Source organism: Mycobacterium paraintracellulare, assembly GCF_000276825.1.
Taxonomy (GTDB): Bacteria; Actinomycetota; Actinomycetes; order Mycobacteriales; family Mycobacteriaceae; genus Mycobacterium; species Mycobacterium intracellulare.
The window spans coordinates 4,401,203-4,421,116 of sequence record NC_016948.1 but is presented as its reverse complement, the minus strand read 5'-3'; the positions used below and the strand labels follow the sequence as shown (position 1 = coordinate 4,421,116).

Here is a 19,914-nt window from a genome sequence, read left to right as displayed (position 1 = left end):
GAAGAGAAGCCATGACGACGACCGAAAACGCACTCACCCCCGACGTTCGAAACGGCATCGACTTCAAGGTCGCCGATTTGTCGTTGGCGGATTACGGTCGCCGGGACATCGAGCTCTCCGAGCAGGAGATGCCCGGTCTGATGTCGCTGCGCCGCGAGTACCACGACGTGCAGCCGCTCAAGGGCGCGCGCATCTCGGGTTCGCTGCACATGACCGTGCAGACCGCGGTGCTGATCGAGACCCTCGTCGCGCTGGGCGCCGAGGTGCGGTGGGCGTCCTGCAACATCTTCTCCACCCAGGACCACGCCGCCGCGGCCGTCGTCGTCGGCCCGCACGGCACCCCCGAAGAACCCAAGGGTGTGCCGGTGTACGCGTGGAAGGGCGAGACGCTCGAGGAGTACTGGTGGGCGGCCGAGCAGGTGCTGACCTGGCCCGACGAGCCGGCCAACATGATCCTGGACGACGGCGGTGACGCCACCATGCTGGTGCTGCGCGGCGCGCAGTACGAGAAGGCCGGCGTGGTGCCGCCCGACGACGAGGACGACTCGACCGAGCACCGGGTGTTCCTCAACCTGCTGCGCAAGCGCTTCGAGACCGACAAGGACAAGTGGACCCAGATCGCCGCGTCGATCAAGGGCGTCTCGGAGGAGACCACCACCGGCGTGCTGCGGCTCTACCAGTTCGCCGCCGCCGGCGACCTGGCGTTCCCGGCGATCAACGTCAACGACTCGGTCACCAAATCCAAGTTCGACAACAAGTACGGCTGCCGGCACTCGCTGATCGACGGCATCAACCGCGGCACCGACGTGCTGATCGGCGGCAAGAAGGTGCTGATCTGCGGCTACGGCGACGTCGGTAAGGGTTCGGCCGAGTCGGTGGCCGGCCAGGGCGCCCGGGTGACGGTCACCGAGATCGACCCGATCAACGCCCTGCAGGCGCTGATGGAGGGCTTCGACGTCAAGCGGGTGGAGGACGTGATCGGCGAGGCCGACATCATCATCACGACCACCGGCAACAAGGACATCATCACCCTCGAGCACATGAAGGCGATGAAGGACAAGGCCATCCTGGGCAACATCGGCCACTTCGACAACGAGATCCAGATCGCCCGGCTGGAGAAGTCCGGCGCCACCAAGACGAACATCCGCCCGCAGGTCGACCTGTGGACCTTCCCGGACACCGGCAAGTCGATCATCGTGCTCTCCGAGGGCCGGCTGCTGAACCTGGGCAACGCCACCGGCCACCCGTCGTTCGTGATGAGCAACAGCTTCTCCAACCAGGTCATCGCGCAGATCGAGCTGTGGACCAAGAACGACGAGTACGACAACGAGGTCTACCGGCTGCCCAAGCACCTCGACGAGAAGGTGGCCCGCATCCACGTCGAGGCGCTCGGTGGCAAGCTGACCAAGCTGACCAAGGAGCAGGCCGAGTACATCGGCGTCGACGTCGACGGCCCCTACAAGGCCGACCACTACCGCTACTGAGCCGGCTTTGGCCGAACGCCCGGCGAACCGGGCGTTCGGCACCGAGTGCCCGGCCAGCCGGGCACTCGGCGAGGGACTAGGCTCGCGCCGTGCTGATCGCGATCGAAGGCGTCGACGGCGCCGGCAAGCGGACGTTAACCGAAGGGTTGCTGTCCGCTTTCGAAGCGGCCGGGCGGTCGGTGGCCACGCTGGCCTTCCCGCGGTACGGGCAATCGGTGACCGCCGACATCGCGGCCGAGGCGCTGCACGGCGAGCACGGGGACCTGGCGTCCTCGGTCTACGCGATGGCGACCCTCTTCGCGCTCGACCGCGCCGCCGCGGTCCAGCAGCTCGAGCGGCTGCGCCGCGACAACGACGTGGTGATCATGGACCGTTACGTCGCCTCCAACGCCGCCTACACCGCCGCCCGCCTGCATCAGGACGCGGGCGGACCCGCGGTGGCGTGGGTGCACGGCCTCGAATACCAGCGCCTGGGTCTGCCCGCGCCCGACTGGCAGGTGCTGCTGGCGGTGCCGGCCGAACTGGCCGGGCAGCGTGCGCGCAGCCGCGCCGCATCCGATCCGGGTCGGGCGCGCGACAGCTACGAACGCGACGACGGGCTCCAGCAACGCACCGGCGACGTCTACGCGGGGCTGGCGGCCACGGGCTGGGGTGGCCCGTGGCGGGTCGTCGACAAAGACGTCGATCCGGGTGGTTTGGCCGCCAGTTTGATGGCCAGATAGCACAGATTTGTCACGATTCGGCCGTATCGGAGAAGAAACGCCCGTGTGGCGCCCGAGTTTTGTCCCGATCTGGTGACACCATGGACTCCATGAGGCAAAGGATTTTGGTCGTCGATGACGACGCTTCGCTAGCCGAGATGCTCACCATCGTGCTTCGTGGGGAGGGTTTCGACACTGCGGTCATCGGTGACGGCACCCAGGCCCTGACTGCGGTGCGCGAACTGCGCCCCGATCTGGTGTTGTTGGACCTGATGCTGCCCGGCATGAACGGCATCGACGTGTGTCGGGTGTTGCGCGCCGATTCCGGCGTGCCGATCGTGATGCTGACCGCCAAGACCGACACCGTCGACGTGGTCCTTGGCCTCGAGTCGGGCGCCGACGACTACATCATGAAGCCGTTCAAGCCCAAGGAGCTGGTGGCCCGGGTGCGGGCGCGGCTGCGGCGCAACGACGACGAGCCCGCCGAGATGCTCTCCATCGCCGACGTCGAGATCGACGTGCCCGCGCACAAGGTCACGCGCAACGGCGAGCAGATCTCGCTGACCCCGCTGGAGTTCGACTTGCTGGTGGCGTTGGCGCGCAAACCGCGGCAGGTGTTTACTCGTGATGTGCTGCTCGAACAGGTGTGGGGCTATCGTCACCCGGCGGATACCCGCCTGGTGAACGTGCACGTCCAGCGTCTGCGGGCCAAGGTCGAGAAAGACCCTGAGAACCCGACCGTGGTGTTGACCGTTCGAGGAGTTGGGTACAAGGCCGGACCTCCGTGACCGGTAGGAACACGTGATCTGGGGCTCCCGGCGACGCACACGGAGCCGCTGGGGGCGCTCCGGCCCCATGACTCGCGGCATGGGCGCAGTGAGTCGGGCCGTCGCCATCGCCTGGCGCCGCTCGCTGCAGTTGCGGGTCGTCGCGTTGACGCTTGGGCTGTCGCTGGCGGTCATCCTGGCGCTCGGCTTCGTGTTGACGTCTCAGGTCACCAACCGCGTGCTCGACGTCAAGGTCAAGGCCGCCATCGAACAGATCGAGCGGGCGCGGACCACGGTCGGTGGGATCGTGAACGGCGAGGAGGCGCGCTCGCTGGACAGCAGCCTGCAGCTGGCCCGCAACACGCTGACATCCAAGACCGACCAGGCCTCCGGCGCGGGGATGGCCGGCGCCTTCGACGCGGTGCTGATGGTGCCGGGCGACGGACCGCGCGCCGCCACCACGGCCGGCCCCGTCGACCAGGTGCCCAATTCCTTGCGCGGCTTCGTCAAGGCCGGGCAGGCGTCCTACCAGTACGCGACCGTGCACACCGACGGGTTCTCGGGCCCGGCGCTGATCGTCGGCACCCCGGCGTCCTCGCAGGTGGCCAACCTGGAGCTGTACCTGATCTTCCCGCTGAAGAACGAGCAGGCCACCATCCAGCTGGTGCGCGGCACCATGATCACCGGCGGCGCGGTGCTGCTGGTGCTGCTGGCCGGGATCGCGTTGCTGGTGTCGCGCCAGGTCGTCGTGCCGGTGCGGTCGGCGTCGCGCATCGCCGAACGGTTCGCCGAGGGGCACCTGTCCGAACGGATGCCGGTGCGCGGCGAGGACGACATGGCGCGGCTGGCGATGTCGTTCAACGACATGGCCGAAAGCCTGTCGCGACAGATCACCCAGTTGGAGGAGTTCGGTAACCTGCAGCGCCGCTTCACTTCTGACGTGAGCCACGAACTGCGCACCCCGCTGACCACGGTGCGCATGGCCGCCGACCTGATCTATGACCACAGCGCGGACCTCGACCCGACGCTGGCGCGCTCCACCGAGCTGATGGTCAGCGAGCTGGACCGGTTCGAGTCGCTGCTCAACGACCTGCTGGAGATCTCCCGGCACGACGCCGGTGTCGCCGAGCTGTCCGTCGAGGCGGTCGACCTGCGCACCACCGTGCGCAGCGCGCTGAGCAACGTGGGGCATCTGGCCGAGGACGCCGGCATCGAACTGCAGGTGGATTTGCCCACGCACGAGGTGATCGCCGAGGTCGACACCCGCCGGGTGGAGCGGATCCTGCGCAACCTGATCGCCAACGCCATCGACCACGCCGAGCACAAGCCGGTCAAGATCCGGATGGGCGCCGACGAGGACACGGTCGCGGTCACCGTCCGCGACTATGGGGTCGGGCTGCGCCCGGGCGAGGAGAAGCTGGTCTTCAGCAGGTTCTGGCGCGCGGACCCCTCGCGGGTGCGCCGGTCCGGCGGCACCGGGCTCGGCCTGGCGATCAGCATCGAGGACGCGCGGCTGCACCAGGGCCGGCTGGAGGCGTGGGGCGAACCGGGCGACGGCTCGTGCTTCCGGCTGACGCTGCCGTTGGTCCGGGGCCATAAGGTCACCACCAGCCCGCTGCCCATGAAACCGATCCCGCAGCCTTCTCAGCCGGGTGGTCAATCCGCCCCGCAGTCCGGGTCCGAGCGCAAGGAACGTCCGCAGCGCCAGCGTGAGCACGCCGAGAGGACCCTGTGATGCGGCGCCTGCTGGGCCTGCTGATGCTGGCCGTCCTGCTGGCGGGTTGCGCCGGGGTGCCCAGTTCGTCGGCGCCGCAGGCGATCGGCACCGTCGAGCGGCCGGCTCCGTCGAACCTGCCCAAGCCGACCCCGGGCATGGACCCCGACGTGCTGCTGCGCGAATTCCTCAAGGCCACAGCCGATCCGGCGAACCGGCACCTGGCCGCCCGCCAGTTCCTCACTCAGTCGGCGTCCAACTCGTGGGACGACGCCGGTAGCGCGCTGCTGATCGACCACGTCGTGTTCGTCGAAACCCGTGCGGCCGAACGTGTTTCGGCAACCATGCGGGCGGACATCCTGGGCTCGCTGTCCGACATGGGGGTGTTCGAAACCGCCGAGGGCGTGCTGCCCGATCCCGGGCCGATCGAGTTGGTCAAGACCTCCGGCGGCTGGCGCATCGACCGCCTGCCGAACGGGGTTTTCCTGGACTGGCAACAGTTCCAGGCGACCTACAAACGCAATACTCTTTACTTCGCCGACCCGACCGGCAAGACCGTGGTCCCCGATCCGCGCTATGTCGCGGTGCCCGACCACGACCAGCTGGCGACCGAGCTGGTGTCGAAGGTGATCGCCGGGCCGCGGCCGGAGATGGCGCACACGGTCCGCAACCTGCTCGCCCCGCCGCTGCGGCTGCGCGGGCCGGTGACCCGGGCCGACGGCGGCAAGAACGGGATCGGGCGCGGGTATGGCGGGGCGCGCGTCGATCTGGAGAAGCTGTCCACCACCGACCCGCACAGCAGGCAATTGGTTGCGGCGCAGATCATTTGGACGCTGGCCCGCGCCGACATCCGGGGACCGTACGTGATCAACGCCGACGGCGCGCCGCTGGACGACCGATTCCGCGACGGGTGGACCACCTCCGATGTCGCGGCCACCGATCCCGGCGTGGCCGACGGCGCGGGCGCCGGGCTGCACGCCCTGGTGAACGGCTCACTGGTGTCGCTGGACGGGCAGCACACCTCGATGGTGCCGGGCGCGTTCGGTCGCATGGGGGATCAGACCGGTGCCGCGTTGTCGCGCAGCGGCCGGGAGGTGGCGTCCGTGGTGACGCTGCACCGCGGCGCCCCGGACATGGCGGCCTCCTTGTGGATCGGTGATCTGGGTCAGGAGGCGGTGCAGTCCGCCGACGGGCACAGCCTGTCGCGCCCCACCTGGTCGCTGGACGACGTGGTCTGGGTGGTGGTCGACGGCAACAACGTGCTCCGGGCGATCCAGGAGCCGGCGTCGGGGCAACCCGCGCGCATTCCGGTGGATTCGGTGGCGGTGGCCACCCGGTTCCCGGGGCCGATCACCGACCTGCAGCTGTCCCGCGACAGCACGCGGGCCGCGATGGTGATCGGCGGGCAGGTGATCCTCGCCAGCGTCGAGCAGACCCAGGCCGGCCAGTACGCGCTCACGTATCCACGCCGGCTGGGCTTCGGGTTGGGCAATTCGGTGGTGTCGCTGTCGTGGCGCACCGGCGACGACATCGTGGTGACCCGCACCGACGCCAACCATCCTGTCTCGTACGTGAACATCGACGGGGTGAACTCCGACGCGCCGGCCCGCGGCCTGCAGATGCCGGTGACCACCGTGGTGGCCAACCCGTCCACGGCCTACGTCGCGGGACCCGAAGGGGTGCTGCAGTATTCGCCGTCCGCCGACGGTCAGCAGGGCTGGTCGGATGTGCCCGGGCTGACGATTCCCGGCGCGGCGCCGGTGCTGCCGGGCTGAGTCAAACCTTTGGCGATCGGGAGCGCGGCGAAGCCGGGCGCGGCGGGTCGCCACCATCAGGCCTCGTTGCGATCTGCAAACCGGTGTCACCATCGCTCAGCATGATGGGCGCCGATGCCGGTCGTAGGCCCGCGCCGCGTTGCCAGTCGGCGATGTCGCGGGCGGTCCAGGTGCCGGATCGGCTGGTGATACCGAAGTACAGCTCGTTCAGGGCCGCCAATTGTTCGACGACGTCACCCGTCTCGGGCCGGATGGGTTCGATCACCGCGAACACCCCGCGGGGGCGCAGCGCTCGTCCCAACCGGCCGAACAAATCGGCATTCTGGGACTCATTGAAGTGATGGGCGAGATTGGACAGCAGCACCAGGTCGTAGGCATCGACGCCGAAATCGTGGGTCAGCGCGTCGGCCTCGAGGTGGGTGACGCGAGGTCCCATCTGCTCGGCGGCCAGCAACGGCGCCGCGGCCCTAACGGCATCGGGCAGGTCCAGCACCACCGCATGCAAGCGGGCATGACGCCGGCACAGGGCAACCGAGTAGTGTCCGTGCGAGCCGCCGACATCGATCATGGCGGTGGCGCCGCAGGGCACCGGAATGTGGCGCGTGACTTCCTCTGCCGTCTGGCCGGCCAGTGCGCGCATGCACCGCTGGTAGTGGCGCCACTGGTCGTCGGTCATGCGTTCGTGGATGTCAATCGACGTCCCGCTGCGCACGTAGTTTTCGATATGGCTCATCAGCTCCCATTCTTCGGAAGCGAAGAGCACGGCGTCCACCAGCGAGTGGGGACTGCCCGCAGCCAGCCAGGTACGGCTCGTTGGTGTCAACGCATACCGGTCTGCGCGGACCGAGAGGTAGCCGGACCCGGCCAGGGCCGTCAGCAGCTTCTTCGTTGCCGACGGGTCGATTCCGCACCGCTTGGCAGTTTCGTTGGCCGTTGCCGCCTGCGGCGTCAATGACTCGAATACCCCGAGCCTTGTTGCGGTGATCACCGCGTGCGCCAGCCCGAAGGCGAAGTGAATTTGCAAGAACGGCACCGGGACTCGTCCGGAGGCCAACGCCTTCCATTCTTCCGGGGTGTCGGGAATCAAACCGAGGCGCATGTTACCCAGTTGCCTTGGCTGGTAGGATATTTGGGTTGTTGCGAAATATATTTTCCGGATCGTATTTGGCCTTGATTATTGCCAGCCGCTCGTACTTTCCGCCGCGGTAAGCGTCTTTCACCCGGTCGTCATCGTCGACGGCCATGAAGTTCGAGTACAACCCACCCGTCTGCCATGGGGTCGTCTCAGCGAACGTCGCCCGTACCCAATCGATGTGACGCCGCGCATCGTCGGTGGGCTGCCACCGGCCCAGCACGTTGATGAGGTGATCGGCGTGACGGTCGGCAAAGGCGGTGTCGTCCTCACCGACGCGGTCTTGGGCGCCGTGTTGGTAACCGAATTCTATAGCTGAGAGCTGGTTGGGCAATCGTGTCGCTGACTCGACGAGACTTTCGATGCAGCCGTCGATTTCGCCGACATAGCCGCCCTTCGTGTAGTTACACGCACCAGGTCCGAGTTCACTGTCGTTCAATGACTGCAGCTCGAGATACGGCAGCTCTTGAATCGCGCCGGACACACGCGGTGCTCCGGCCCACAACTCGTGGTGGACGTCGGACGCCTCGGCGGGATCTCCGGTCCACACGCTCACGAATGCGCATACGGGCGCGCCGACCAGTTCGTCGGGTACGCCGGGCTCCGCCGCTGCGCGCCGCAGATACACCATGACCTTGAGGTCATCACCGGCGCGCCGCACCACTTGTCCATGGTGGGCGATCGCGTCCGCGGCGTGCCCGAGGCGGTAGAGGGCGATGCCGAGCGGAACCGTTCTACCCACAACCTGGGTTGCGAACTCGAACTCCGTCACTACGCCGAAGTTGGCTCCCGCACCCCGCAAACCCCAGTAAAGGTCGGGATTCTCGTCGTGGTGAGCGGTCACCACGCGTCCGTCGGCCAGCACTACTCGCGCCGACAGGAGATGGTCGCAGGTAAGGCCATACTTCCGGCTCAGCCAACCCATACCGCCCCCCAGCGCCAGCCCCGCGACACCGGTTTCGGACATCACGCCCGCGGGTGTAGCAAGGCCGAAAGGCGCTGTAGCGCGGTCCATATCGCCCAGTACGCAGCCGCCCCCGACGCGCACAAGGCCTGCGTCCGGGTCGACGGTTACCCGCCTGATTGGACTGAGATCGATCACGGCCCCGTCGTCGATCATGGAATGGCCGGCGACGCTATGCCCGCCGCCCTTGACTGTCAGCGGAATGGCGTGGTCACGGGCGAATGCAATCGCCGTGGCGACATCCGCTTCGGTGGCGCACCGAACCACTACCGCCGGGTTGCGATCGATCATGTAGTTCCAAATTCGACGGGCTCCTTGATAGTCGGGGTGCTGCGGGTGCACCGCATCGCCGACCAACCGAGTGTTCAACGCGGCGATCTGTCGGTCCGAAAAGTGCTGAGTGGGAGCGAACTTGGCGTGGTTAATAGGATCACTTCCCGGTATCGACAACGGCTCGGTAAGCACGATCCCGACAGTAGGTGGGTGTCCGCCGATCGCCGAGCCGAATAGCGCGGCGCTGTGGACGGATCGCGCAGTGTCGCTCTCGCGACATAGCGCAGCAGGCTCTGGCAAAGATAGACGTCAGATGCGAACCTGCTCAGCACCCGTCGACGCGCTCGCAACTGAAGCGGCGGTTCTCGTATTTATCGCTCTGGGCCGAAATGCTGTACGCAAGGTCGCCGAAGGCGCCTCGCCGTAGCGCGTGGCATGCGCGCTGGCGAAGCGGCCAAGGTTGGTGAAGCCCCAGCGGTAGGCAACCGAGGCCACTGTTACCGTCGACGGGTTCGACTCCAGCAGGGTCTGGTGCGCTTTGCGCAGCCGAACCTCACGTAGATATGCCATCGGTGATGTGTCCAGATGGCGTTGGAAACCTTGCTGCAGCGAACGAACACTGACATGACTACGGGCGGCGATCGAAGACAGTGTCAAGGGCAAATGTGCTTCCTCTTCGATTATCTCGATTGCGGTGCGGATAGCCTGTGGCGCAATGTATTTCGCGTCTCCGGTCAGAGCGTCACGGTGGGGGTGGTTAGCGGCGAGTAAGAAGCCGCGCACCAAGCTCTCGACGAACGGCGTTCCGACCAGTGGTTGATTGATCAGGTTGTCGGGACTGAAGAGCTGTTTCGTAAACAGCACTAGCATGCTCACCCAGCTCTGTGTCACCGCGGAGCTGAGTGGCATGACCGGCACGAAGTCGATTTGAGACGCTATCTGCTGACCCAATGCGTCGCTAAGGGCATCATCGACAATGCAACGGTCGAATCTCACAGCTGTCAGGCGGGTGCCTGCCGCCCAGTGCGCCGCGGTCTGACCCTCAGGTGCTAACACAGCGGCTGTGCCGAGCCCGGCTGTTACCGCTAAATCTCGATACACAGACACCGCGTGGCCCGACTGCGGCACAAGCACTCGATACGAGTTGCAAAGGTGCCCGCGTTCGATCGAAATATCCGAAGGGACTGCCCCGCATTCAGTTGACTCGCGGGGTGGGATTTTCAGGCCGCGGTTGCGGCTTGTGTGTGGAGCAGTTCGAACTCTATCGGGGTGAGTCTGCCGAGTGCGCGTTGCCGGCGGCGTCGGTGGTAGGTCCGCTCGATCCACGACACGATCGCCAGGCGTAGTTCGGCTCGGGTGGACCAGCGTCGCCGGTCGAGCACGTTGCGTTGCAGAAGGGCGAAGAACGACTCCATGGCAGCGTTGTCACCGCACGCGCCGACACGACCCATCGATCCGTGTAATCCGTTGTGCGACAGTGCATGGACGAACTTTCGTGAGCGAAATTGGCTACCCCTGTCCGAATGAACGATCGTCGCGGCAGGTGAACGCAACGCCACGGCGTGATCGAGGGCGGCCACTGCCAGCGAGGACTTCATCCGCGAGTCCATCGAGTAACCCACCATCCGGTTGGAATAGACGTCTTTGATCGCGCAGAGGTAGAGCTTGCCTTCATCGGTGCGGTGTTCGGTGATGTCGGCCAGCCAGACCTGGTTGGCGGCCTGGGCGCTGAACTGACGCTGCACGAGGTCGTCGTGAACTGGCGGCCCGGATCTGCGGTTCAGTCCTCGCTTCTTGGCGAAGACCGACCAGATGCGCTCCTGGGAACACAACCGTGCGACACGGTTCTCGCTGGCGAAGATACCGCGTCCGGGAAGTTCGTCGGCGATGAATCGGTAGCCGAATGCGGGGTCGTCGGCATGGATGTCGCGGGCGGCGTTGATCAGGTGCGCATCATCCCAATCTCGCTGCGATAGAGGTGCTTTGCGCCATTTGTAGAACGCCTGGGTGGAAAATCCCAGGACCCGGCAGGTCACCGTGACGGGCACGCCGTCATCGGCAAGGTCGAGGACCAGCGGGTACATCATTTTGGGTTGGCATCCCGGGACAAGTAGCCGACCGCGCGACGCATCACTTCAGCCTCCTGCTCGAGGAGCTTGATCCGCTTATGCGCCTCGCGCAGCTGCGCCGACACATCCTCAGAGACCGCCGCAGGCGACAGCCGGTTGGCACCGTCCTCGCGGTCGGCGATCTTAAGCCAGCGATGCAGGCAGGCCTCCGAAATCCCGAAGTCCTTCGCGATCTGGCGCAACGGCGCCTCACCCTTGCGGGCCACAGCGATGACATCGGCTCGGAACTCGGCGGGAAACGGTCTCGGCACGAGGTTGATCCTTCCAGCAAGGACGAATCCTCACAGGTCAGGAGTCAACCAAACCGGGGGCAGACCCAATCGCGAAAGTATGCGTTTAGAGATCTCAATACCTAGATATGTGGTGTGGCTATCGGTTATACGCCAGCCTCGCCACCCAGGCGGAAGTAAAATCGTATGCGCAACCCTGGGGTTCACAAGAAGATGTTCGTGATGATGGTGCGGCAGCACAATCGCCGCCCGTGCTTGGGCGCAGGTGAATAGATGATGCCGACTAACGCGTTCGAAATGGCTTTGGACATGACGTTTTCCGCAGCCAGCTTCAAGTCAGCGTCGCGTTGATCTGCAGCGTGCGACTCGGTCAGCGCGGCCGACTGGACGATGGGGCATTCCCACATCGCCAACGTTCTGGCGGCGTTGCATCACCACCACATCGCCGAAGACGAACTGCTGTGGCCGACGCTGCACGCCCGGGTACCGCTGCGCGCAGAAGACGTCCACCGTATGGAGACCGAGCACGCACTGATAGCGAAGTTGGCGGGCAGTGTCGAACGATGGCTGGCCCAATGGATTGCTACAGCCGATTCGACTCCGTCCCAATCGCGGGCCGCGGAGGCGTTGATCTCTGAGATGACGTCGCTCGCAGATCTGGTCGGTGACCATCTCAATGCCGAAGAGGAACGGGTCGTTTCTCGAGGCCAGCACAACCGAAGAGCGGCGACGCTTCCTGGCCGGCATGCCGCCGCCGCAGAGGTTGCTGGTGAGGTTGTGCGTACGACACGTTACGGCCCGCTATCGCGCCCGAGTTGAAAGCAGAACAAAGCCCGGCGACGCGGGACCAGCCGAGTCGCCGCTCTCCTACGCGGCGATCACCGCGTCGTCCGGCTCGCGAAGGTATCCGCGCTGAATCGCGAAATTCGCCAGCAACTTTCGCAGGTTCTGACGCCCCCGGTGGATGCGAGACATGACCGACCCCAGCGGCATGTCGAGCACGGCCGCGATCTCCTTGTACCGCAGCCCTTCGACGTCGGCGTAGTACAGAGCCATCCGTTGCCCCTCGGGAAGTTTCTGTAGCGCCTCGCGAACCTCGTCGTCGCCGAGCAATTCGAGCGCTTCGCATTCCGCCGACAATTGACCGGTGTGCGAGTACCGCGTCCGGACCGAGACGGAGACATCGCCGATTTCGCCGGACAACCACTCGTTCGGGCGTCGGGATGCGGTGCGGTGGTTGTTGATCCAGGTGTTGTTCATGATCGTGAACAGCCATGCGCGGATGTTGGTGCCGGCCTTGAATGAGGGGAATCCCGCGTAGGCCCTGAGCATGGTTTCCTGGACGAGATCTTCCGCGTCCGCATGCGTCCGGGTATACCGGCGCGCCGCGCGATACAGCTGATCGAGCAGCGGCAGTGCCTCGTGCTCGAACCGCGCAACGAGATCGTCGACACCCCGGGGGTCCGGATGCGTTGCGGAGGACGGCATGATCGTCACCTCGTGATCGTCGGGTGTGGGCAGGTACTTCCATCAGACCTCGCCAAAGCCATCTTGTCCAATGAACGGTTGTGATCTGTTCTATCTCTAGATGAGATGACTGGTTGCCACGCAATCAAAGCCGCTGGTCCGGTGTTCCATCGGTCGACGGACTGCACGTGAAACGGGACACACAAAGGCGTGTGGTGTCACAACAAGCCGAGCCACGGTGTCCTAAGGCATAGAGACCCACAGAAACCCACGAGGAGGTTCGGTCATGAAAAACAAAACCACGCAACCACTTTCGTTCCGCAAGCACCGGGTGGTCGTGATCGGCGGCGGCTATTCGGGCGCCTTGGCCGCCAATCGGTTGCAACAGCGCCCCGATGTCGACATCACGGTCGTCAACGCCCGGCCGATCTTCGTCGAGCGCATCCGACTGCATGAGATGGTTGCCGGCAGTGGCGAGGCCACGAGGGATCTGGCGGCCATGCTCGGCAAGACCGTGCGATTGATCGTCGGCACGGTGGAGCGCATCGATTTCTGCCACCGCCGCGTGGAGTTGGCGTCGGGCGAAACGCTGCCCTACGACTACCTGATCTATGCCGTCGGCAGCACCGGCGCGGTACCGGCCTCGGTGCCGGGGGCGCATGAATTCGCCTACCCCATCGCCGAACTCGAACAGGCCGAGCGGGTGCGCGCGGTCCTCGCCGGCTTACCGGCGGACGCTTCGATCTGCGTCGTCGGCGGCGGATTGACGGGGATAGAGGCGGCCTCCGAACTCGCCGAACAACGACCCACGGTCCACGTGACGCTGTTGTGCGGCGGGACCTTGGCCCCATCCATCGGCGAGAAGGCCCGCCGTTCCGTGCGGCGACAACTCACCCGTCTTGGCGTCGAGGTGCTCGACGACGCCGTGGTCGCGGAAGTCGACGCCGGCTATGTGCGCTTGACCGACGGGCGTGAGCTGCCCAGCGCGCTGACGGTGTGGACCGCCGGCTTCGGGGTGCCCGAGCTGGCCGCCCGCAGCGGACTGAGCACCGACGGACTGGGCCGCCTGGTCACGGACGAAACCCTCACCAGCATCGACGATCCCCGCATCGTCGCGGCGGGAGACGCTGCGGCACCGAGTAATCAACCGCTGCGGATGGGTTGCCAGGCGGCGCTTCCGCTCGGCGCGACGGCGGCGAATACGGTGCTCGACCGCATCGAGGGCAAACAGCCCGGCGTCATCAACCAGGCGTTCGTCGGGCAGAACATCAGCATCGGGCGCCGGCACGGGACGATTCAGTTGTCCTACCGCGACGACACGCCCCGACGAATCTATCTGGTGGGCAAGCTGGCGGCCTCGGTGAAGGAATTCGTCTGCCGCAGCACCGTCAAGGTGATCACCAAGGAAGCCCGCAAGCCCGGCGCCTTCCGCTGGCCTTCCGGGGACCGGGACGCGAGGGCGCCTCAGGTCGTCCGGCAAGCCGCGCCCACGGCGTGAGGCGACGGTGGCGTGCGCCGGCCGAGATCGCGCGCACGCCACCGTTCACCTATACGCGCGCCCAGGCGCCGATCAGCGCCGGCGTGATCGTGATGGCTTGCGCGGCGGCCGCTTGATCGAGCAACCGCTGCGCAAGCGTGTCCAGATCGGCCAGCTCCTCCGAGACCAGGCCCGCGCGTTCGGCCACGGGCAGCATCGAACGCCACGTCTCGGCCAGCTGAATCGCGACGTCGGTGTCGCCGCCCACCGCGCCCAGCCGCACCCGTGGCGCTCCCAGGCCGGCGCGGCGAAACACCGCGTCCAGCTTGACGCCGAAGGTTGTGTCACAGCCCGCGTACCGAAAGGCCTGGACGACACTGTCCACCAGCGAACGCCACAGCGGCAGGTCCGGCAGGCTGCCCGCCACCGCCGAGTTCATTTCGCAGAAGGCGATGACGCCGCCGGGGCGCACCATCGTGGCGAGCCGGCGCAGCGCTTCGACCGGATCGGGAAGATACATCAGGATCATTCGTCCGATCACCGCGTCGACGGGCTCGTCGAGGAAGACATCGGCGATCGCGGTCGCTTCGAATCCGACATTGTTCAGACCGTGCTCGCGGGCCCGGGCGCGGGCGAACTCGATGATGTCCGAGGAGGCATCCACGCCGAGCACCCGTCCCGTCGGCCCCACCAGGCGCGAGGCGATGAACGACACATCGCCGGGGCCGCAACCGATGTCGAGCACCCGCATCCCGGGTCGCAGGCCCGCCAGCTGCAGCACGTAGGTGGTGTAGTCGTCATACAGCCTGCCCTGCAACAGGAGCCGCCGGACTTCGCGATCGACGTGACCCAGCACGTAGCTGCCGTCATCCGGCCCTTGAAAGCTTGGTGCGTTGCTCATAGACGATTCCGAGTCACTTTCTGCGTCGTAGTTGTGGCGCGGGTTCTTCCCGACCTACCTCCCCATAACCCCGGCAACCCTGATTTGAATCCGCTTGCCGACGACTGGTCGGATACTTTACGGTCCGTTAAATGAAGGTCGAAACACGCAAGTTCTACGAGGAACTGGGCTACCCCGAACAGTGGCTCGGAGAGGCCGAGCGGTATCGGGCGGAAGACGCCTATGTGATGTTCGATCCGGACTGGGCCGAACCGCTTCCGCCCATACCGGAGGAGACCGTCGATGTCATCGTGCGGGCGAACGCCGGGCAACGGCCCGACGCGCCGGCGATCGTCTACCTCGGTCACACCATCACCTACGGCGAGTTGCACGCCCTCGTCGGTCGCGCGGCCGCCGTGCTGCAGAGCAACGGGGTGCGTCGCGGGGACGTGGTGGCGGTGATGGTGCCCACCTCGGCGATGCACTGGATAGTCTTCTTCGCTCTCGCGCGGCTCGGCGCCGTGCATTGCGGCGTCAACGTCATGTACCGCGCCGACGAGCTTCGGTTCGTGCTCGACGACGCCGAGCCACGGGTCATCGTCTGCCTCGACAAGCTGCTGCCCGTCGTCGAGCGGGCAACGGTTGGTGCCGCGCGCACGAGCGTGTTCACGGTGTCGATCGCCGATCTGGCCGATCGGGGCTTCGCCCCCTATCCCAGCCTGGACGCATGGTGGCCCTCGTCGGACGAGCCTGAAACCTCCTCGGCGCCAAATCTTCTCGACCAGATGATGAAGACCCGCCCGCGGATGCATCCCGCTGAGGTCGGCGACGTGCGCGTGGAGGTCGGCCAGATCGTCTACACGGCGGGCACCACCGGTCACCCGAAAGGGGTGCTGCAGAGTCACTACAACCTGATTCACAACGCCATCACCCACACCGCGGCCATGCCGGGCGTGAGCACTCCGGTCACCGTGTCCATCCTGCCGCTGTTTCACACCGGTGGCTTCTTCGTGTACTCGCTGCCGACGTTCGTTCGCGGCGGCACGGTCATCCCGCGTCCGTTGTTCGAGCCTGGCGACTTCATGGGGTGCGTCCAGCAGCACGCCGCCAACGTGCTCTTCGGTCCGCCCACGCTGTACGCGGCCCTGGTGCAGCGCGGTGTGGAGCGCGCCGCCCTGCGGGGGGTGCGAATCTGCGCAACGGGCGCGGCGCCCATCCCCGCCGACTTGCCGCGGCGGTGGAAGGCGATGACCGGACTCGACCTGCACGGCGGATGGGGGATGAGCGAACTCAACAGCCTGGGGACGTTCAACGCCCTGCCCGGCAAACCGACCCCGGATACGCTCGGAGTGCCCGTCGTCGGGGAGGTCCGGGTGACCGTCGACGGGCGCGTCGCCGCACGGGGGACCAACGGCGACATCGAGTTTCGCGGCCCGCAGGTGTCGCGGGGCTATCTCGGCCGGCCCGAGGACACCCTGGAGAGCTTCGGCGCCGACGGGTGGCTGCGCACCGGTGACATCGGCTACATCGACCACGCCGACGCCCTGCACTACGTCGACCGCAAAAAGGACCTTCTGGTGATTTCGGGTTACAACGTCTCTCCGGCGGAGATCGAGGCGACATTGCTGCGGCATCCCCGGATCGCCGAGGCCGCCGTCGTGGGCGAGAGCGATCCCTATCGCGGTGAGATTCCCGTCGCGTTCGTCGTCGGCGACGTCACGCCCGCCGATGTCGACGCCCACTGCCGCGCGCACCTGGCGGCGATCAAGGTGCCCCGCCGCGTCGAGATCGTGGCGTCGCTGCCGAAGAACTCGATGGGGAAGACTCTCAAACGTGAACTGCCGACACGACGGACGGGGGAGTGATGCCGAACGCGAACGAGCTGTCGGTGGCGGCGCGCCGACGCCGCGAGCGCGAACGCAACGCGCGACGGGACAGCATCCTGGCGGCCGCCCAAGAGACCTTCAGCACCCGCGGGTTCGCCGGTTCCACGATGGAGGAAGTGGCGCTGCGCGCCGAGATCACCAAACCGACGCTCTACGGTTACTTCCGCACCAAAGACGAACTGCTGCTCACGCTGATGCTTCCGGTCTTCGCCGACATCGGCTCGCAGCTGCAGGCGCTGCAGCGCGACCTCGAGGCCGGCGCGATCGGCAGCTGCCCGCAGCTGATCGGCCACTTCCTCGACGCCGTCCTCACGCCGTACCGCTCCGACCCCGAGCGCTTCCGGCTCACCCAGCTGCTCCACCAGACACGGCTGGTCGAGACGCTGGACCCGGACACCCTTGCGGCGCTTGACACCCAGGGCCGAAAGGACTTCACCCTGGCGCGCTCGATCCTTCGGACCGCCGTGCAACTCAAACTGATTCGCGACGTGCCCGTGGCCCCGCTGGCCGATGTCATCTGGGGCATCGTGGTCGGCACCATCCAGGTCGAGGACATCAAGAACCGCACGGGCGGCCACGCCCAACACACCGCGACCCTGCAGCTCGCCGCCGACCTGCTCGCCGCCGCGCTCGATCCGGCGACCGAGCCGGGAGATCCGCGTTGAGCGAGGACCTCGCGGACAAGGTCGCCATCGTCACCGGGGCCGCCCGCGGGATCGGCGCCGCGATCGCCCGGCGCCTGTCGGTGGCGGGCACCATCGTCGTCATGACCGACCTCGACCGCGCCGAATTGCGTTCGGCGGCAGCGCAACTTGCGGGCCCGTCAACCGCCGTGGCCATCGATCTCACCGCCGCCGGCGCGCCCGACGCCGTGGTCGACGCCGCGGTGCGGGCCCACGGCCGGTTGGACATCGTGGTCAACAACGCCGGATATACCTGGGACGGCCCGATACACACCATGTCGGACGAGCAGTTCCAGGCCATGCTCGACATCCATACCGTCGCGCCATTCCGGCTGCTGCGCGCAGCGGCACAGCCGATGCGCACCGCGGCCAAGGAAGAGCTTGCGGCCAAGAGGCTTTCGCATCGCAAGGTGGTCAACGTGGTCTCGCTGGCCGGACTGATGGGGCAGGGCGGCCAGGTCAACTACTCGGCCGCCAAGGGCGCGACCATCGCCATGACCAAGGCGCTCGCCAAGGAGTGGGGGCACCTCGGCATCAACGTCAACGCCGTGGCCCCCGGCTTCATCGAAACCCGGCTGACCGCAGCCACCGATGCCGGCAACCGCATCGAGGTGGCCGGCCGCGCACACCACCTCGGCATCTCCGCGGCGGTGCGCCAAAGCGCGTTGGCCACCAATCGTTGGGGCGCGTCGGATCGCCGGCCGAGATCGCCGAGGCCGTCGCGTGGCTGGCCTCGCCCGCTTCGGATTACGTCCAGGGCCACGTGCTGACCGTCAGCGGTGGCCAGATCGGGGGCATGACATGGTGACTGAATCCAACGTCGTGAAATACGAGGAGCGAGGGCGCGTCGCAGTCGTCACGCTCAATAGGCCGGAGCAACGCAACGCGTTCGACCGCGAACTCTCCGCCGCCACGCTGGCCGCCTGGGACCGCATCAAGGCGGACCCCGACATCCGTGTCGCCATCGTCACCGGCGCGGGTCCGGCGTTTTCGGGCGGCGCGGACTTGAAAAAACTCATCCCGCACATCCGCGCCGCCAGCGACGAGGACAACCGCCGCCGGGCCTGGGAAGGGCCGGGGTGGGCGGGAATCTCGGGTGGCTACACGATCAACACCCCGATCATCGCCGCCATCAACGGCGACTGCATCGCCGGGGGGCACGAGCTGGCGGAGTTCTGCGATATCCGAATCACCGTGCCGCATGCCCGTTTCGGGCATCAGGAGATCAAATGGGGTCTGATGCCCGGTGACGGGGGGTGTTCGCGATTGCCGCGCATCATCGGGCTGGGCCGGGCGATGGAGCTGATCTTGACGGGACGGATTTACGACGCCGAGGAAGCGCTCCGAATCGGGTTCGTCACCAAGATCGTCGACCCGCAGGAGCTCATGCCCGAGGCGCTCGCCCTGGCCGAGACGATCGCCTCCAACGGTCCGTTGGCGGTGCGCGCCGCCAAGCAGACGATTCTTCGGGGCATCGGCCGGCCGTTGAACGACAACATCCCGTTCGAGACGGAAACCTTCAGCTACCTGTGCAAGTCCGACGACTGGACCCGGGGCCAACGCGCGTTCCTCGCGGGCGAGACACCCGACTTTCAGGGACGGTAGACGCGCCGCGGTCAACGGTCCTGTGCGGCGGCGTTGCCGTGCACCCGCTTGGCGTGGGAGGCGAACGCCCGCTTGCCCAGGCGCGGTATCAGGATTCGCCCGGCAAGCGGTGCATCGTCGAGCGCTCCCTTGACGACGTCGGGGTCGCCCTCATGCATCATCAGACCGAAACACAGCAGCAGGTCCTTGGCCGAGAAGGAGTGCATGCCGTGCTTTGCCATCTGCTTCCACTCCTGCGCCGTGACACAGCGTTTGGCGAGCGGAAGGACCTGCTCTTCCTCCATCACGGTGTGCTCGACGAGCACGGTGAACAGATGGTCGAACACATCGGCAAGGTTGGCTCCCCGCCGCGCGGTCGCTCGCCAGATCGGCATCAGTTCGGCCGCCCGCGCCAGAGCGGCGTCGATGGCCGCGTGTTGCTCCACCATCGCGGCCACCACAACGGTGGCCTGTGTCCCCGCCCGTTCGCGCAATATCGGCCACAGAACGGCGTCTTCGGCCTCGTGGTGCACGTGAAGCAGGCGGCACAGCAGGTCGGCGTGCGCGGCGACGGCCGCCGCGCGTCTGGTGTCGCCCCGGGCGACACCTCGGAATAGTCCTGGCATGAGGCGGAATTCGCGCCGAAGCGTGTCGTGCATCAGGTACATGTCACGCACGTCGGCCATCGCGGGGGCCGCGGGGAAGGGTTCGTGCCTCCTACCGAGTTGAGCCATAGCCGGAAACTCTCCTTGCGTTGCGGGGATACAA

18 protein-coding genes and 1 pseudogene are annotated in these 19,914 nt (G+C 66.5%); 12 read left to right on the top strand and 7 right to left on the bottom strand.

Annotated features, from left to right (window positions below; genetic code table 11):
• Positions 1 to 11 precede the first annotated feature (11 nt).
• The 5 genes from ahcY to lpqB all read left to right on the top strand — a co-directional run bounded on the left by ahcY (position 12) and on the right by lpqB (position 6,441).
• Entirely contained in the window at positions 12 to 1,484 is a 1,473-nt protein-coding gene (ahcY, locus tag OCQ_RS20445) for an adenosylhomocysteinase (protein WP_014385673.1), read from the top strand.
• Positions 1,485 to 1,573: 89 nt separating this feature from the next.
• Positions 1,574 to 2,206 (top strand): dTMP kinase, encoded by a 633-nt coding sequence (locus tag OCQ_RS20440; RefSeq protein ID WP_014385672.1) that lies wholly within the window; start codon positions 1,574 to 1,576, stop codon positions 2,204 to 2,206.
• Between the two features lie 80 nt (positions 2,207 to 2,286).
• Positions 2,287 to 2,973, top strand: a complete 687-nt coding sequence (gene mtrA, locus OCQ_RS20435; protein ID WP_007168097.1) for a two-component system response regulator MtrA — start codon at positions 2,287 to 2,289, stop codon at positions 2,971 to 2,973.
• Between the two features lie 13 nt (positions 2,974 to 2,986).
• A complete protein-coding gene (mtrB, locus tag OCQ_RS20430; protein ID WP_009957360.1) occupies positions 2,987 to 4,687 on the top strand; it encodes an MtrAB system histidine kinase MtrB in 1,701 nt (566 codons plus the stop codon).
• On the top strand, positions 4,687 to 6,441 hold the full coding sequence (lpqB, locus tag OCQ_RS20425; RefSeq protein WP_014383182.1) for an MtrAB system accessory lipoprotein LpqB: 1,755 nt from the start codon (positions 4,687 to 4,689) through the stop codon (positions 6,439 to 6,441). The genes mtrB and lpqB overlap by 1 nt, the downstream gene beginning before the upstream one ends.
• A gap of 1 nt (position 6,442) precedes the next feature.
• On the opposite strand, the gene OCQ_RS20420 is transcribed toward lpqB, so the two are convergent.
• The 4 genes from OCQ_RS20420 to OCQ_RS20405 form a co-directional block, all read right to left on the bottom strand.
• Complete coding sequence (locus tag OCQ_RS20420) at positions 6,443 to 7,540, bottom strand: class I SAM-dependent methyltransferase (RefSeq protein WP_014385670.1); 1,098 nt, start codon at positions 7,538 to 7,540, stop codon at positions 6,443 to 6,445.
• A 1-nt stretch (position 7,541) separates the two neighbouring features.
• Entirely contained in the window at positions 7,542 to 9,002 is a 1,461-nt protein-coding gene (locus OCQ_RS20415) for an FAD-binding oxidoreductase (protein ID WP_014385669.1), read from the bottom strand.
• Between the two features lie 117 nt (positions 9,003 to 9,119).
• Positions 9,120 to 9,938, bottom strand: coding sequence for a helix-turn-helix transcriptional regulator (locus tag OCQ_RS26665; protein WP_232065621.1), 819 nt, complete (start codon positions 9,936 to 9,938; stop codon positions 9,120 to 9,122).
• 92 nt (positions 9,939 to 10,030) lie between these two features.
• Positions 10,031 to 11,190, bottom strand: a protein-coding gene (locus OCQ_RS20405) for an IS3 family transposase (protein ID WP_158023545.1) whose coding sequence is annotated in 2 segments (ribosomal slippage) — positions 10,031 to 10,899 and positions 10,899 to 11,190 — 1,161 coding nt in all. Because the reading frame shifts where the segments join, the coding sequence is not laid out codon by codon here.
• Between the two features lie 369 nt (positions 11,191 to 11,559).
• On the opposite strand from OCQ_RS20405, the gene OCQ_RS26260 reads away from it, so the two are divergent.
• Complete coding sequence (locus OCQ_RS26260; protein ID WP_014385665.1) at positions 11,560 to 11,988, top strand: hemerythrin domain-containing protein; 429 nt, start codon at positions 11,560 to 11,562, stop codon at positions 11,986 to 11,988.
• 48 nt (positions 11,989 to 12,036) lie between these two features.
• Here the strand turns inward: OCQ_RS26260 and OCQ_RS20390 are convergent, their stop codons facing one another.
• Complete coding sequence (locus OCQ_RS20390; protein ID WP_051019801.1) at positions 12,037 to 12,657, bottom strand: sigma-70 family RNA polymerase sigma factor; 621 nt, start codon at positions 12,655 to 12,657, stop codon at positions 12,037 to 12,039.
• Between the two features lie 265 nt (positions 12,658 to 12,922).
• On the opposite strand from OCQ_RS20390, the gene OCQ_RS20385 reads away from it, so the two are divergent.
• Positions 12,923 to 14,134, top strand: a complete 1,212-nt coding sequence (locus OCQ_RS20385; RefSeq protein ID WP_014385663.1) for an NAD(P)/FAD-dependent oxidoreductase — start codon at positions 12,923 to 12,925, stop codon at positions 14,132 to 14,134.
• 49 nt (positions 14,135 to 14,183) lie between these two features.
• On the opposite strand, the gene OCQ_RS20380 is transcribed toward OCQ_RS20385, so the two are convergent.
• Positions 14,184 to 15,014: a class I SAM-dependent methyltransferase gene (locus OCQ_RS20380; RefSeq protein WP_014385662.1), complete on the bottom strand. Its 831-nt coding sequence runs from the start codon at positions 15,012 to 15,014 to the stop codon at positions 14,184 to 14,186.
• 131 nt (positions 15,015 to 15,145) lie between these two features.
• Between OCQ_RS20380 and OCQ_RS20375 the strand changes: the two genes are divergently transcribed.
• From OCQ_RS20375 to OCQ_RS20360, 5 genes and pseudogenes are all read left to right on the top strand, one after another.
• Positions 15,146 to 16,858 carry a class I adenylate-forming enzyme family protein gene (locus tag OCQ_RS20375; protein ID WP_014385661.1) on the top strand — a complete coding sequence of 571 codons (1,713 nt, stop codon included), beginning with the start codon at positions 15,146 to 15,148 and terminating at the stop codon, positions 16,856 to 16,858.
• Positions 16,858 to 17,544, top strand: coding sequence for a TetR/AcrR family transcriptional regulator (locus OCQ_RS27140; RefSeq protein WP_051019749.1), 687 nt, complete (start codon positions 16,858 to 16,860; stop codon positions 17,542 to 17,544). The genes OCQ_RS20375 and OCQ_RS27140 overlap by 1 nt, the downstream gene beginning before the upstream one ends.
• Positions 17,541 to 18,128: pseudogene (locus tag OCQ_RS20365) on the top strand (SDR family NAD(P)-dependent oxidoreductase); the annotation flags it as partial. The gene OCQ_RS27140 and the pseudogene OCQ_RS20365, both read left to right, overlap by 4 nt.
• Positions 18,080 to 18,370: an SDR family oxidoreductase gene (locus OCQ_RS27280; RefSeq protein WP_330981671.1), complete on the top strand. Its 291-nt coding sequence runs from the start codon at positions 18,080 to 18,082 to the stop codon at positions 18,368 to 18,370. The pseudogene OCQ_RS20365 and the gene OCQ_RS27280, both read left to right, overlap by 49 nt.
• Positions 18,364 to 19,167, top strand: a complete 804-nt coding sequence (locus OCQ_RS20360) for an enoyl-CoA hydratase/isomerase family protein (protein ID WP_014385658.1) — start codon at positions 18,364 to 18,366, stop codon at positions 19,165 to 19,167. The genes OCQ_RS27280 and OCQ_RS20360 overlap by 7 nt, the downstream gene beginning before the upstream one ends.
• 11 nt (positions 19,168 to 19,178) lie before the next feature.
• On the opposite strand, the gene OCQ_RS20355 is transcribed toward OCQ_RS20360, so the two are convergent.
• The gene (locus tag OCQ_RS20355; protein ID WP_197748740.1) at positions 19,179 to 19,880 is read right to left on the bottom strand and encodes a hemerythrin domain-containing protein; all 702 of its coding nucleotides are present in this window, start codon (positions 19,878 to 19,880) and stop codon (positions 19,179 to 19,181) included.
• Between the last annotated feature and the right edge of the window lie 34 nt (positions 19,881 to 19,914).

Coding starts and splice junctions, on each gene's coding strand:
- ahcY (WP_014385673.1), top strand. CDS start 12: ATGACGACGACCGAAAACGCACTCACCCCCGACGTTCGAAACGGCATC.
- mtrA (WP_007168097.1), top strand. CDS start 2,287: ATGGACTCCATGAGGCAAAGGATTTTGGTCGTCGATGACGACGCTTCG.
- lpqB (WP_014383182.1), top strand. CDS start 4,687: ATGCGGCGCCTGCTGGGCCTGCTGATGCTGGCCGTCCTGCTGGCGGGT.
- OCQ_RS20420 (WP_014385670.1), bottom strand. CDS start 7,540: ATGCGCCTCGGTTTGATTCCCGACACCCCGGAAGAATGGAAGGCGTTG.
- OCQ_RS26260 (WP_014385665.1), top strand. CDS start 11,560: ATGGGGCATTCCCACATCGCCAACGTTCTGGCGGCGTTGCATCACCAC.
- OCQ_RS20390 (WP_051019801.1), bottom strand. CDS start 12,657: ATGCCGTCCTCCGCAACGCATCCGGACCCCCGGGGTGTCGACGATCTC.
- OCQ_RS20385 (WP_014385663.1), top strand. CDS start 12,923: ATGAAAAACAAAACCACGCAACCACTTTCGTTCCGCAAGCACCGGGTG.
- OCQ_RS20380 (WP_014385662.1), bottom strand. CDS start 15,014: ATGAGCAACGCACCAAGCTTTCAAGGGCCGGATGACGGCAGCTACGTG.
- OCQ_RS20375 (WP_014385661.1), top strand. CDS start 15,146: ATGAAGGTCGAAACACGCAAGTTCTACGAGGAACTGGGCTACCCCGAA.
- OCQ_RS27140 (WP_051019749.1), top strand. CDS start 16,858: ATGCCGAACGCGAACGAGCTGTCGGTGGCGGCGCGCCGACGCCGCGAG.
- OCQ_RS20360 (WP_014385658.1), top strand. CDS start 18,364: ATGGTGACTGAATCCAACGTCGTGAAATACGAGGAGCGAGGGCGCGTC.
- OCQ_RS20355 (WP_197748740.1), bottom strand. CDS start 19,880: ATGGCTCAACTCGGTAGGAGGCACGAACCCTTCCCCGCGGCCCCCGCG.